Source organism: Pseudoduganella lurida, assembly GCF_007830455.1.
Lineage (GTDB): Bacteria > Pseudomonadota > Gammaproteobacteria > Burkholderiales > Burkholderiaceae_D > Rugamonas > Rugamonas lurida.
Genome location: NZ_VLLB01000010.1, coordinates 76,243 through 89,798, shown reverse-complemented (window position 1 = coordinate 89,798; position 13,556 = coordinate 76,243). Strand labels below are relative to the sequence as shown.

Here is a 13,556-nt window from a genome sequence, read left to right as displayed (position 1 = left end):
TGCAACATGCCAATTCTCAACCGCAATGCCGTCACTTACGTCGTCGGCCACCCGCTGCGCTTCCTGCTGCAGTGCCTGAAGGGCTTCAAGGCCAACCAGGGCCTGCTGCTGGCTGGCGCCGTCGCGTATTACTCGCTGCTGTCGATCGTGCCGCTGGTGATGCTGGTGGTGGTGGCGCTGTCGCACGTGATCGATCCGGCCGAGCTGCTGGAAACCATCGGGCACTACCTCGAATGGCTGGTGCCGGGGCAGTCGAAGGCGATCGTCACCGAGGTAGCGCATTTCCTTGAACACCGCGACCTGGTGGGCTGGTTCCTGGGCCTGACGATGTTGTTCTTCAGTTCGCTGGCCTTTACCGTGCTGGAGAACGCCATGTGCGTGATCTTCCTGCACCGCGTGGACACCCGCAAGCGCCACTACATGATCTCGGCGATGCTGCCGTACTGCTACATCCTGTGCCTGGGCATCGGTGCGCTCGTCGTCACGCTGGTGGCCGGCAGCCTGCAGGTGATCGGCGCGGAAAGCGTGCGGCTGTTCGGCGTGGCATGGTCGCTGCAGGGGCTGTCCGGGGCGCTGCTGTACATGCTGGGACTGGCCGGCGAGGTGCTGCTGCTGTCGTCGATCTACATGGTGATGCCGGTGGGGACGCTGCGCTGGCAGCACGCGCTGATCGGCGGCGTGACGGCCACCGTGCTGTGGGAAATCGCCCGCCACGTGCTGGTCTGGTACTTCACCACGCTGTCGCAGGTGAACGTGGTGTACGGCTCGATGACGACGGCCATCGTGGTGATGTTCAGCCTGGAGATCGGCGCCACGCTGCTGCTGTTCGGCGCGCAGGTGATCGCCGAATACGAGAAGGTGGTGCGCGGCGAGGACACGTCGCCGCAGCCGATGACTACGACGACGCCGGAGGCAGGCTGATCGTGAAGCGGGCACCGCCCAATGGCGACGTCTCGATCGTCAGCGTTCCCCCATGCAGGGCGACGGCCTTGCCGGCGATCGACAGCCCCAGGCCGAAGCCGCCCGTGCCGCGGTCGCGCGAGCGGTCCAGCCGGTAGAACGGTTCGAACACGTGGGCCCGCTCTTCCTCGGGAATGCCCGGTCCGTCGTCGTCGACCGTGATCGATACGCCGCCCGGCCGGCTCGCGGCGGAAAGCGCTACCCTGCCATTCGCGTATTTCTGGGCGTTGCGCAGCAGGTTGCCGGTGGCGCGCATCAGCAGGCGGCAATCGCCGTAGTAGGACCCCATGCCGTCCGGCACCGACACGTCGAGCGACACGGGCGCCGGCGGCAGGCCGTGGGCACAGCTGCGCAGCGCTTCCGTCAGGTCGAACGTCTCGTAGCGCAGCGGCTGGTCGCTGTCCAGCCGGGCCATGCCCAGCAGCTCGCCGACCAGCGCCTTCAGTTCCGCCAGGTCGTCCTGCATGCTGCCGATGCGCTTCTGCAGCAGCGTGTCCTGCGCGGTATCGTGCAGCAGTTCCAGCGCGAACTCCAGGCGCGCGATCGGGGTGCGGATCTCGTGCGACACCGAATGCAGCAGGCCGCGCTGCGCTTCCAGCAGCGTCTGGATGCGGTCGGCCATCAGGTTGATGCGCTCGGCCAGCGGGTAGATGCTGTCGCCGGGCTGCAGCGCCGCACGGGCCTTCAGCTGGCCGGCGCCGAAGCTGTCGGCCACCTTCATCAGCGCCTGCAAACCGTGCCAGTGCGAGCGTGACCACACCCCGATCGGGATCAGCAGCGCCAGCGCCACGATGGCGTAGCGCAGGCCTTCCATCTGCAGCGCCACGCGGATATCGATGGGCAGGTTCTGCGCATGGATCGCCTCGCCCTCGCTGCCGATGTAGCGCTCGCCCGTCAGGTCGACCCGGCGCAGCAGGGCACGGTGGGCGATATCGATGACCACTTCGCCCCGGTCGAATGCATCACGGTCCTTCCCCGCCAGCTGCCGGCGCGCCGTTGCCAGCGGCACCAGGTCGAACCGCACGTCGGACACCTCGCGCACCTTGTTCAGCCGGTCCAGCCAGCCGTCCGGCGGGGCCTGGTCCACGTACTGCTCCAGCAGGAAGATCGGTGCGGCCGCCTGGTTGCGGGCGATGCTGGCCAGCGGGTCGCCGAACAGCCGGTTGATCGTGAAGTACACGATGAACGCCGCCACGCTGGTCGACAGCATCACGAGGACGAAGAAGCGGAAGAACAGGCGGTTCATCGTCCAATTGTAGGGGAAGCCGTGTGACGGAAAGTCACGCCGACAATTTTGCGACAAAAACCCGACATCTTGCGGCGGACGCCGTGCAGGCGGCTGGCTATCATGCAATGACTGTTTCCGCCTGGCTGGTCGCGGCCAGCGCGGCAGCCAGCAAAGACGAAAGGCGTCCCGCCGGAATGCACAGCCATGCAAGAGCTCCCCTCCGCCTGTCCGGAAGGTCCATGAAGGCACGCCTGCGATGCACGCTGGCGGCCGGCTGCCTGCTGTCCGCGCTGGCGGCCCCCGTGTGCCGGGCGCAGGGCGGCGAGGCGGGCTGGATCAGCTACCGCGATGCCTACCGGACCATGGTGGCGTTCGCGAAATATGGCGCGGCCAAGAGCTTCCTGCAGATGCATTACCAGGTGGCGCCGAACGATCCGGAGCAGCCGCTGGACGGCGTGCGCCTGACGCTGTCCGGTCGCAGCACGCAGCTGAACCTGCCGCTCGATGTCACCGGCCGCACCGTGCTGCCGCTGCTGAAGGCGGCGTACGACGAGAACGCCATGCTGGTGCTGAACCGGCGCGTCAGCGCCTTCACGTTCGGGCCGCGGCTGTCCATCGTGGCGCGGGTAGATGGCATCTACGAAGGTACGGACCTGCGCGCCGCCTGCGATCAGGCGCTGCAGTACATGCGTTACGTGGATGCGTCGTACCAGGGGCGCCACTGTGCCGGCGTGCGCTTTGCCTTCGTGCCCGCCAGCGAAGCAGAGGTACGCATCCGCGATCCCTTGCGTGACGCCACGCTGCCGCCCATGGAAGGCGCGGCCTTCGAGGGCGATGCCAATGCGGCATTCCGGGTGATGCTGTACCGCTTTGCCGAGTGGCCGGAACGGGCGCTGGTGATCAGCCAGAACGTGCCGGTGGCGATCACGCCGCTGATCGAATAGCCGTCAGCTCCAGGCCGAGGGCGAGAACAGGTAGCCTTCGCCCCACACCGTCTTGATTTTCTCCGACTCGGCATCGTCGAACTTGCGGCGCAGCTTCGAGATGCTGTTGTCGATGCTGCGGTCCAGGCCGTCGAACTCGATGCCGCGCATCTTCTTCAGCAGCGCATCGCGCGACAGCACGGTGCCGGCCGATTCGGCCAGCACCAGCAGCAGCTTGTATTCGGTGTTGCTGAGCACGCAGGGCTCGCCGCGCCAGGTGACGGTGCGGTCGCTGGTGGCAATCGCCAGCGCGCCGAAGGTGAGCAGGTCGTTGGGCGGCTTGCCCTGGGCACGGCGCAGCAGGGCGCGCAGGCGGGCCAGCAGCACGCGCGGCTGCACGGGCTTGTTGATGAAATCGTCCGCACCCTGTTCGAGCAGCGAGACTTCATCATAGGAATCCTCGCGCGCCGTCATGATCAGGATCGGGATCTTCGTCAGGTCGCGCAGCTGGCGGCAGACGAGCATGCCGTCCAGGCCCGGCAGCATCAGGTCGAGCACCACGATGTCCGGCGGGGCCGCCTTGAAGCGGGCCACGGCCGCGTCGCCACGGCTGACGACATCGACCTTGAATTCATAGCCCGCCAGGTATTCCGTGACCAGGTCGGCCAGGCGGGCATCGTCCTCCACCAGCATCACTCGATACATGGCAATCTCCTCCCCGCCGGTACAAAGCCATACAGTTTTGCGACAATTCAGTGTAGGCGATTACAGCGCCCGTGCGATCAGCAGTTTCTGGATATCCGAGGTGCCTTCGTAGATCTGGCAGACGCGCACGTCGCGGTAGATGCGCTCGACGGGGAAGTCGCTCACATAACCGTAGCCGCCATGCACCTGGATGGCATCGGAGCAGACGCGCTCGGCCATCTCGGAAGCAAACAGCTTGGCCATTGCCGCCTCCTTCAGGCACGGCTCGCCGGCATCCTTCAGCGCCGCCGCGTGCAGCACCAGCTGGCGCGCCGCCTCGATCTGCGTGGCCATGCCGGCCAGCCTGAATTGTACCGACTGGTGCTGAAAGATTGGTTGTCCGAACGTCTCGCGTTCACGGGCATAGCGCAAGGCGGCCTCGTAGGCGGCGCGGGCCATGCCGACGGCCTGCGAAGCGATGCCGATGCGGCCCCCTTCCAGGCCGGACAGCGCGATTTTATAGCCTGCGCCTTCCTCGCCGATCCGGTTTTCGGTGGGGATGCGGCAGTTGTCGAAGGCGATCTGGGCGGTGTCGGACGAGTGCTGGCCCATCTTGTGCTCGATGCCAGCGACGATATAGCCGGGCGCCGAGGTCGGCACCCAGAACGCGCTGATGCCCTTCTTGCCGGCGGCCTTGTCGGTGACGGCCAGCACGATCGCCACGTCCGCATGCTTGCCGGAGGTGATGAACTGCTTGACGCCGTTCAGCACGTACTCGTCGCCATCGCGCACGGCAGTGGTGCGCAGCGCGGCCGCGTCGCTGCCGGTGTGCGGCTCGGTCAGGCAGAACGCGCCCAGCATCGCGCCGCTTGCCAGCGGCCGCAGCCATTGTTCCTGCTGGCGCTGGTCGGCATACGCCATGCCGATGCTGCAGACGGGGCAGTTGTTCACCGAGATGATGGTCGACGTGCCGCCATCGCCCGCCGCGATCTCTTCCAGCACCAGCGCCAGCGACACGTAGTCGAGGCCGGCACCGCCCAGTTCCTCGGGCACCGCCACGCCGAACGCACCCAGCGCCGCCAACTCCTTCAGCTCATCCTTCGGGAAGTGATGCTCGCGGTCCCAGCGCGCCGCCTGCGGCGCCAGCCGCTCCTGCGCATACGACCGCAGCGCATCCCGGATCATCCGGTGTTCTTCGCTCAGTACCATGTCTCTCCCGTTTTATTGTCCAGCCCGTGTCCACCTGGGGGTCAACCCCGAAATCGGACACGAGCTCAGCCTTAGCTACTGCTCAGGCCGTGTCCGAAAATGGGGTTGACCCCCAGGTGGACACGGGCTCGGCTGTTGTTGATGTCTTACCAGCCGATCGGCTTGCCGTCGTAGGTGACGAAGGTGGCGCTGGCCGAGGCGGGCAGGGCGGCGAGCGTGGCGCGGATGCCGGCGGCGCTGTCTTCCGGTGACAGGTCGGCGCTGCCGCCGCCCATGTCGGTGCGTACCCAGCCCGGATGCAGCGCGACACAGGTGGCGCCCTGGCCGCCAAACGTGAGCGCGGTATCGACCAGCACCGAGTTCAGCGCCGCCTTGCTGGCCCGGTACAGCGAGCCGACGGCGCTTTCGCGCGTGCTGAGCGAGCCCATGCGCGAGGACATCACGGCCAGCTTGCCGCGCGTGCTGGCCACCAGCGGCGCGATGATCGGCAGCAGCCGCATCGCCGCCAGCACATTGGTGTGCATCACGCTGTCGAAATCGGCCTGCACGGGAAAGCCGTCGTGCCGCGGGCCGTACACGCCCGCGTTGAGGATGGCGACATCGAGATGTTCGTCGTCGAGCTTCCAGCCCAGGCCGGCGACGGCTTCCACGTTCGTCACGTCCAGCTGGTGCACCTCGGCGCCCAGCGTGGCCAGCGCCTCGCAGTCCGCTGCCTTGCGGGCGGTGGCGATCACGCGCCAGCCGTCCGCCAGGTATTGCCGGACCAGTTCCTGGCCGATGCCGCGCGAGGCGCCGATGATCAGGGCCGCCGCCATTACAGCACCTCCACGCCGACCGCCGTCGCTTCGCCGCCGCCGATGCACAGCGCCGCGACACCCCGTTTCAGGCCGCGGTCCCGCAGCGCGCCCAGCAGGGTGACGATGATGCGCGCGCCGGAAGCACCGATCGGATGGCCCAGCGCACAGGCGCCGCCATGCACGTTGACTTTCGCATGGGGGATGTCCAGCTCGTGCATCGCCGCCATCGGCACGGCCGCGAAGGCCTCGTTGATCTCGAAGAGATCCACGTCCGCCACCTTCCAGCCATTCTTCGCCAGCAGCTTTTGAATCGCGCCGACGGGCGCGGTGGTGAACTCGTTCGGCGCCAGCGCGTTGGTGGCGTGGCCGACCAGCTTTGCGAGTACCGTTGCGCCGAGCTTCTGCGCGGTCGATGCGCGCATCAGCACGAGGGCCGCGGCGCCATCGTTGATCGAGGACGACGAGGCGGCCGTGATCGAGCCGTCCTTTTTGAACGCGGGCTTGAGTGCCGGGATCTTTTCCGGCTTGGCTTTCGCCGGGCCTTCGTCACGGTCGATGACGGTGTCGCCGCCGCGGCCCGGAACGGTCACCGGCGCGATCTCCCAGGCGAACTTGCCGCCGTTCGCGGCGGACTGCGCGCGCTGCACGGATGCGATCGCGTAGGCATCCTGCTGCTCGCGCGTGAACGCGTATTTCGTCGCGCATTCTTCCGCGAAGGTGCCCATCGAGCGGCCGCCGCCGGTCTTTTCATCCTTGCTGTACGCATCCTCCAGGCCATCGAGCATCATGTGGTCGAACAGATTGCCGTGGCCGATGCGGTAGCCGCCGCGTCCCTTCGGCACCAGGTATGGCGCATTGGTCATCGACTCCATGCCGCCGGCGACGACGACGTCCGCGCTGCCGGCCACCAGCTGGTCATGCGCGAAGATCGCCGCCTGCATCGCCGAGCCGCACATCTTCGACAGCGTGACGGCGCCGGTGGAGGTCGGCAGGCCGGCCTTCAGCAGCGCCTGGCGGGCGGGCGCCTGGCCCTGTCCCGCCATCAGGCAATTCCCGAAATACACGTGCTCGACGAGCTCGGGAGCAATCCCGGCCCGCTCGACCGCCGCTCGGATCGCCACGGCCCCCAGTTCGTTCGCCGACAACGCCGCGAAATCGCCCTGGAACGCGCCCATGGGCGTCCGCGCGGCACCAACAATAACGACAGGATCATTCATGTTCATTCTCCAGTGATGATGTGACTACTGCAGAGTCCGTGTCCACCTTGGGGTCAGACCCGGAAATGGACACGGGCTGAGCTGTAAAAATACCGAGGCTTCGGGTTGAACCGGGCTGCTCTCGCAGCCTCCCATGCAGCATGGTTGAGCTCGTGTCCATGTCGGGGTCTGACCCCAAGGTGGACACGGGCGCAGCCGTAGTGGCTTACTTCGTCTCGGCAAACAGCTCGCGGCCGATCAGCATGCGGCGGATTTCGGACGTGCCGGCGCCGATTTCATACAGTTTCGCGTCACGCCACAGCCGGCCGACGGGGTATTCGTTGATGTAGCCGTTGCCGCCCAGCGCCTGGATTGCTTCGCCGGCCATCCACGTCGCCTTCTCGGCGCTGTACAGGATGGCACCCGCGGCGTCCTTGCGCAGCGCGCGCACCTGTTCGGGCGAGACGGCGCGGTCGCAGGCCTGGCCGACGGCGTACACGTAGGCCTTGCAGGCCATCATCGTGGAATACATGTCGGCGAGCTTGCCCTGCATGAGCTGGAACTCGCCGATCGGCTGGCCGAATTGCTGGCGGTCGTGCACGTAGGGGACGACGGCGTCCATGCACGCCGCCATGATGCCCAGCGGCCCGCCGGACAGCACGGTGCGCTCGAAGTCCAGGCCGGACATCAGCACGTTGACGCCCTTGCCCTCGCCGCCCAGCACGTTCTCCACCGGCACTTCGCAGTCGACGAAGACCAGTTCGCCCGTGTGCGAGCCGCGCATGCCCAGCTTGTCCAGCTTCTGGGCAATCGAGAAGCCTTTGTAGCCTTTTTCGACGAGGAACGCCGTCATGCCGCGCGCGCCGGCCTGCAGGTCCGTTTTCGCGTAGACCACCAGCGTGTCCGCATCCGGCCCGTTGGTGATCCACATCTTGGTGCCGTTCAGCACGTAGTGGTCGCCGCGGCGGTCGGCGCGCAGCTTCATGCTGACGACGTCGGATCCCGCATTCGGCTCGGACATTGCCAGCGCGCCGATCTGCTCGCCGGAGAGGAGCCCCGGCAGGTACTTGCGCTTCTGTGCCTCGGTGCCGTTGCGCTTGATCTGGTTGACGCACAGGTTCGAGTGCGCGCCATACGACAGCCCCACGGAAGCGGACGCGCGCGAGATCTCTTCCATCGCCACGATATGGGCCAGGTAGCCCATGTTGGCGCCGCCATATTCTTCGCCGACGGTGATGCCGAGCAGACCCAGCTCCCCCATCTTGCGCCACAGGTCCATCGGGAACTGGTCCGTGCGGTCGATCTCGGCCGCACGGGGCGCGATTTCCGCCTGGGCGAACTGCTGGACCGCTTCGCGCAGCGCGGCGATGTCGTCGCCATGGTCAAAGGTCAGGCCTGGGAGATGCAGCATGTCGTCCTCGCTCGTTATTTTGGAATGACGTTAACGTAAACGTAAAGTGCGGCCGGAGCAAGGGCCACGTGGTTCCGCCCGCTGTCAGGCGGCGGATTCCCGCGGTTCGGCCGCTGCCAGCAGGCGCCGGCACTCTTCCTCGTGCGCGGCGATCTCGGCCAGCGACATCTCGATGTCCTCGCGCTGCTGTTCCAGCGTTTCGCGGTGCTGCGCCAGCACGCTCAGGAAGCGGTGCATCTGCGCCGTGGTGTCCTTCGGCGACTCGTACATGTCCACCAGGCTCCTGATCTCGGAAAGCGCCAGCCCCAGGCGCTTGCCGCGCAGGGTCAGCTTCAGGCGGGTGCGGTCGCGCGCGCCGTAGACGCGGTTGCGCCCGCCGGTGCCTTCGCGCGAAGGGCTCAGCAGCCCCTGGTCTTCATAGAAGCGGATGGCGCGCGGCGTGATGTCGAATTCGCGCGCCAGTTCGGTGATGGTATAGGTGGGCATGGTCTTGCAGTGTCTTCCGCTGGATGCTTCGGCTCGGTGCTTCGGCTCGGTGCTGCCGCTCTGTTCCGCTCGGTTCCGCTCAGTTCCTGTTTACGTAACGTCAATTGTAGCGCACCGCGTCCTGCCGCGAAGGGCGAGCTGGTGGCCGTCCGCCCGGCACCGGCGGGCGTCGCGGGGACGCAAATAGTGCCAGCCATTTTTGTCCTTCGAATGCTGCATGGCAGGCCGGTCTTTCGCTTCAGGAAGCACTTCCGCGGCGTGACAAATTGTGGCGCGATGGTATCGTGCGCCGGGCTGCCGGGACGAACGGCATCATACGATTCCATGCCGCGGCAACAAACAACAGCGGCAGTCCGGAAGCGAAAATTCATGGGATGCACGGAACGGGGCAGCGGTTTGCAGGGTGCCCTGCCTGGTGCCGTCCCTGCAGTTGCTTTTGTTAAACATTCGTGTCCGTCGTAAAACTGTGAGCTGCCGATTGCACACTATTCGGTCATAAAAGTCACAAAAGACTGGCGGGGGTGAGCGATTGAAGGTTAAAATGTTACTTCCCTCCACGTCCCGTTTGTCACAATTGGTCTTGTCACACTTGAGACTGACATTCATGTCGTGACATGAAATAGTGCAACTATGAATTCTTCGAATGAACGCGAAAGCTTTAGCCAGCGGCTACAGCAGGCATTGAAAAACGCCCACTATTCTCCCGACAGCCCGACGCGGCTGGCCCGAGAATTCAACATCCGTTTCGAGGGGCGGCCCATCACCGTCCACGCCGCGCGAAAATGGCTGGTCGGCGAGGCGATCCCCACGCAGGAAAAGCTGCGGATGATCGCACAATGGCTGGGTGTTCCCGCGGAGTGGCTGCGCTTCGGCGGCCCCGAGTCGGCAGCGCCGGCGGGCGAGGGCGGCAATGGCCTGTCCCGCTTCGAATCGGCCGACGTCAAGCTGATCGCGGACCTGCAGCGGCTCGACGAGCACCACCGTCAGATCGCTCGCGAATTCATCCGCATGCTGGTGCGCGTCAACTACCAGAAATAAGGCACGGCGCCTCCGGTGACCGGCGCGCTCGTCGCCGGCCCGAGCGCTTTCCTGTCACTTAGGCAGGAATGTAATCGATTTTATCTGGGGTTTCCAGGTGGAATTTGTAACCGTTGCGACCCGCTCGACGGTCGCAGCGGCGACGGTGACACCACATCGCCGTTGGGGCGACCGGCAACCGGTCACTTCCGAATGATGGCCAGAGCGCCATCCGCCTTCATTCCTATCCCGTCAGGCCATTCCAGCGTGGCATATCGCCCACGTCGAGTCCCAGCAGGTCGATGACGCGTGCGACCGTGTGGTCGACCAGCTCGGCGATCGTCTGCGGCCGGTGGTAGAAGGCCGGCAGCGGCGGAAAGATGATGCCGCCCATTTCCGTGACGGCCGTCATGTTGCGCAGGTGTGCCAGGTTGAAGGGCGTTTCACGCACCATCAGCACGAGGCGACGGCGTTCCTTCAGGGTCACGTCGGCAGCGCGCGCGACCAGGTTGTCCGCCAGGCCATGGGCCACGGCCGCCAGCGTCTTCATCGAGCAGGGAGCGATCACCATGGCGTCCGTCGCGAACGAGCCGCTGGCGATCGAGGCGCCCACGTTGTGGGTCTTGTGCACGACATGCGCGAGCGCTTCCACTTCGCGCCGGGCCAGGCCCGTTTCCTCGTGCAGCGTGAGGACCGCGGCGTCCGAAATCACCAGGTGGGTTTCGACGCCGGGCAGTTCGCGCAGCATCTGCAGCAGCCGCACGCCATACACGGCGCCGGTGGCACCCGTGATGGCGACGATGATCCGCCGCACGCGCTGCGTCATGGACGATTACCGATGCGATTACTGCGCCGAACCGGCCGACAGCAGCGTCTTCAGTTCTCCCGATTCGAACATCTCGTTCATGATGTCCGAACCGCCGATGAATTCGCCGCGCACGTACAGCTGCGGGATCGTTGGCCAGTTCGAATACTCCTTGATGCCCTGGCGCACTTCCGCGTCTTCCAGCACGTTCACGGTGGCGATGTTCTCGACGCCGCAGGCTTTCAGGATCTGGATGGCGCGGCCGGAAAAACCGCATTGCGGGAACTGGGCGGTCCCTTTCATGAACAGCACCACGGGGGTGCTCGTCACGGTGTCCTTGATCCAGTTTTGTACGTCGCTCATGGCTGCCTCGAAAAGAAAAAAGTTGGATGCGGCATTTTACAGGGATTCGCTACTGTGCTGCTTGGACCGCTGACGGTCGAGTCCGTGTCCTGGTGCCTGGCACCAGGACACGGACTCAGCCGCGCAGCTTGGCGAAGGCGGCGGCCATCGAGCCGCCAGGTGCCGGGTCGCGCGCCTGGGATTTGTGCTGCTGGCCCATGGCGCGGCGGTCGTTGCGGTCGGCGCGCTGTTCGGGGCGCGTGCCGGCGGCCGGAGCGCTGTCCGTCAGGCGCATCGTCAGCGCGATGCGCTTGCGCTTCACGTCCACCTCCAGCACCTTCACCTTGACGACCTGGCCGGCCTTCACCACCGTGTGCGGATCCTTCACGAAGGTGTTCGACAGCGCCGAGATGTGCACCAGGCCATCCTGGTGGACGCCGATGTCCACGAACGCGCCGAACGCCGCCACGTTGGTGACCACGCCTTCCAGGATCATGTCCGGCCGCAGGTCGGCCACGTCCTCCACGCCGTCCTTGAAGGTGGCGGTGGTGAATTCCGGGCGCGGGTCGCGGCCCGGCTTTTCCAGCTCCTTCAGGATGTCCGTCACGGTCGGCACGCCGAACTTGTCATCGGCGTAGCGGGCCGGCGACAGCGTCTTCAGCACGGCGCCGGCGCCGATCACGGCCTTGATGTCCTTGCCGATGTCGGCCAGGATCTTCTGCACCAGCGGATACGATTCCGGGTGCACGGCGGAGGCATCGAGCGGATTGTCGCCGTTCATCACGCGCAGGAAGCCGGCGGCCTGCTCGAACGTCTTGTCGCCCAGCCGCGGCACGGCCTTCAGCGCCGCGCGCGAGGTGAACGCGCCCTTCGCATCGCGATAGGTGACGATGCTCTGCGCCACGGTGGACGACAGGCCCGACACCCGCGCCAGCAGCGGCGCCGATGCCGTGTTGACATCCACGCCCACGGCATTCACGCAATCCTCCACGACGGCATCGAGCGTGCGCGCCAGCTGCGACTGGCTCACGTCGTGCTGGTACTGGCCCACGCCGATCGACTTCGGGTCGATCTTCACCAGCTCGGCCAGCGGATCCTGCAGTCGGCGCGCGATCGACACGGCGCCGCGCAGCGACACATCCATGTCCGGCAGTTCCTTCGAGGCGAATTCGGAGGCGGAATACACCGACGCGCCGGCCTCGGAGACGACGATCTTCTGCATCTTGAGCTCGGCGTGCCGCTTGATCAGGTCCTGCGCCAGCTTGTCCGTCTCGCGCGACGCCGTGCCGTTGCCGATCGAAATCAGCGACACCTGGTGCTTCGCGGCCAGCAGGCCCAGCGTGTGCAGCGTGCCTTCCCAGTCGTTGCGGGGCTGGTGCGGGTACACGGTGGCCGTCTCGACCACCTTGCCGGTCGTGTCCACCACGGCCACCTTCACGCCGGTGCGCAGGCCGGGATCGAGGCCCATCGTCGCGCGCGGGCCGGCCGGGGCGGCCAGCAGCAGCGCCTTCAGGTTGGTGGCAAACACGCCGATGGCATCGGCCTCGGCCTTGTCGCGCAGCGCGCCCATCAGCTCCGTTTCCAGGTGCATGAAGCTTTTCACGCGCCAGGTCCAGCGCACCGTGTCGCCCAGCCACTTGTCGGCCGGGCGGCCGGCGGACTTGATGCCGAATTTCGCGGCGATGCGGCTCTCGCAGGGATTGGGCGGCGCATCCCACTTCGGCTTTTCCGCTTCCGTGTCCAGGCGCAGCGTCACGTCCAGGATGCCTTCGCGGCGGCCCCGCATCAGCGCCAGCGCGCGGTGCGACGGCACATTGGCCAGCGGTTCCGAATAATCGAAGTAGTCCGCGAATTTCTCGCCTTCTTCCTGCTTGCCCTCGATGACCTTCGAATCGACCACGCCGTGGTCCTGCACGTACTCGCGCAGCGACTGCACCAGGTTGGCATCCTCGGCAAAGCGTTCCATCAGGATCTGGCGGGCACCGTCCAGCGCCGCCTTGGTGTCCGCCACGCCCGGGTTGTTGCCGTCGGAGGTCGTGAAGGCCTCGCGCAGGAATTTTGCCGCCTCCGTTTCCGGATGCAGCGACGGATCGGCCAGCAGGCCCTCCGCCAGCGGCGCCAGGCCCGCCTCGATGGCGATCTGGGCTTTCGTGCGGCGCTTCTGCTTATAAGGAAGATACAGATCTTCCAGGCGGGTCTTGTCCTCGGCATGCATGATGCTGTCGAGCAACGCCGGTGTCATCTTGCCCTGTTCGTTGATCGAGGCAACGATCGCGGCGCGGCGGTCTTCCAGCTCGCGCAGGTAGCGCAGGCGCTCTTCGAGCAGGCGCAGCTGGATGTCGTCCAGGCCGCCGGTGGCTTCCTTGCGGTAACGGGCGATGAACGGCACGGTGGCGCCTTCGTCCAGCAGGGCGATCGCGGCGGCCACCTGGGCCGGACGGGCGGCCAGCTCGGCGGCCAGGCGTTGTTCGATGGTGGGCAGCACGGTTTTGACCCCT

At 66.2% G+C, this 13,556-nt stretch carries 13 protein-coding genes; 3 read left to right on the top strand and 10 right to left on the bottom strand.

All coding sequences use genetic code 11. The annotated features are described in order from the left end of the window. Positions 1-6: 6 nt before the first annotated feature. A complete protein-coding gene (locus tag IP91_RS22150; RefSeq protein ID WP_145652062.1) occupies positions 7-921 on the top strand; it encodes a YihY/virulence factor BrkB family protein in 915 nt (304 codons plus the stop codon). Here the strand turns inward: IP91_RS22150 and IP91_RS22145 are convergent. Continuing rightward, positions 896-2,206: an ATP-binding protein gene (locus IP91_RS22145; RefSeq protein ID WP_145652061.1), complete on the bottom strand. Its 1,311-nt coding sequence runs from the start codon at positions 2,204-2,206 to the stop codon at positions 896-898. The genes IP91_RS22150 and IP91_RS22145 overlap by 26 nt on opposite strands. A gap of 221 nt (positions 2,207-2,427) precedes the next feature. On the opposite strand from IP91_RS22145, the gene IP91_RS22140 reads away from it, so the two are divergent. Then, on the top strand, positions 2,428-3,132 hold the full coding sequence (locus IP91_RS22140) for a hypothetical protein (protein ID WP_145652060.1): 705 nt from the start codon (positions 2,428-2,430) through the stop codon (positions 3,130-3,132). 3 nt (positions 3,133-3,135) lie between these two features. Here the strand turns inward: IP91_RS22140 and IP91_RS22135 are convergent, their stop codons facing one another. From IP91_RS22135 to IP91_RS22110, 6 genes are all read right to left on the bottom strand, one after another. Then, on the bottom strand, positions 3,136-3,816 hold the full coding sequence (locus IP91_RS22135) for a response regulator (protein WP_145652059.1): 681 nt from the start codon (positions 3,814-3,816) through the stop codon (positions 3,136-3,138). A 60-nt stretch (positions 3,817-3,876) separates the two neighbouring features. Then, the gene (locus IP91_RS22130; RefSeq protein WP_145652058.1) at positions 3,877-5,004 is read right to left on the bottom strand and encodes an acyl-CoA dehydrogenase family protein; all 1,128 of its coding nucleotides are present in this window, start codon (positions 5,002-5,004) and stop codon (positions 3,877-3,879) included. A 146-nt stretch (positions 5,005-5,150) separates the two neighbouring features. Beyond that, positions 5,151-5,819, bottom strand: a complete 669-nt coding sequence (locus tag IP91_RS22125; protein WP_145652057.1) for an SDR family oxidoreductase — start codon at positions 5,817-5,819, stop codon at positions 5,151-5,153. Next, positions 5,819-7,018 carry an acetyl-CoA C-acyltransferase gene (locus IP91_RS22120; RefSeq protein WP_145652056.1) on the bottom strand — a complete coding sequence of 400 codons (1,200 nt, stop codon included), beginning with the start codon at positions 7,016-7,018 and terminating at the stop codon, positions 5,819-5,821. Before IP91_RS22120 ends, IP91_RS22125 begins: the two co-directional genes overlap by 1 nt. A 205-nt stretch (positions 7,019-7,223) precedes the next feature. Further along, on the bottom strand, positions 7,224-8,408 hold the full coding sequence (locus IP91_RS22115) for an isovaleryl-CoA dehydrogenase (RefSeq protein WP_145652055.1): 1,185 nt from the start codon (positions 8,406-8,408) through the stop codon (positions 7,224-7,226). Positions 8,409-8,492: 84 nt separating this feature from the next. Beyond that, positions 8,493-8,894, bottom strand: a complete 402-nt coding sequence (locus tag IP91_RS22110) for a MerR family transcriptional regulator (protein WP_145652054.1) — start codon at positions 8,892-8,894, stop codon at positions 8,493-8,495. Between the two features lie 681 nt (positions 8,895-9,575). Here IP91_RS22110 and IP91_RS22105 point away from each other — a divergent pair. Then, positions 9,576-9,932, top strand: a complete 357-nt coding sequence (locus IP91_RS22105) for a hypothetical protein (protein ID WP_229474825.1) — start codon at positions 9,576-9,578, stop codon at positions 9,930-9,932. 223 nt (positions 9,933-10,155) lie between these two features. On the opposite strand, the gene IP91_RS22100 is transcribed toward IP91_RS22105, so the two are convergent. From IP91_RS22100 to IP91_RS22090, 3 genes are all read right to left on the bottom strand, one after another. Then, positions 10,156-10,737 carry a UbiX family flavin prenyltransferase gene (locus IP91_RS22100; RefSeq protein ID WP_145652052.1) on the bottom strand — a complete coding sequence of 194 codons (582 nt, stop codon included), beginning with the start codon at positions 10,735-10,737 and terminating at the stop codon, positions 10,156-10,158. Between the two features lie 18 nt (positions 10,738-10,755). Further along, positions 10,756-11,079, bottom strand: a complete 324-nt coding sequence (grxD, locus tag IP91_RS22095; protein ID WP_145652051.1) for a Grx4 family monothiol glutaredoxin — start codon at positions 11,077-11,079, stop codon at positions 10,756-10,758. Positions 11,080-11,194: 115 nt separating this feature from the next. Further along, on the bottom strand, positions 11,195-13,543 hold the full coding sequence (locus IP91_RS22090; RefSeq protein ID WP_145652049.1) for a Tex family protein: 2,349 nt from the start codon (positions 13,541-13,543) through the stop codon (positions 11,195-11,197). Positions 13,544-13,556: the final 13 nt, after the last annotated feature.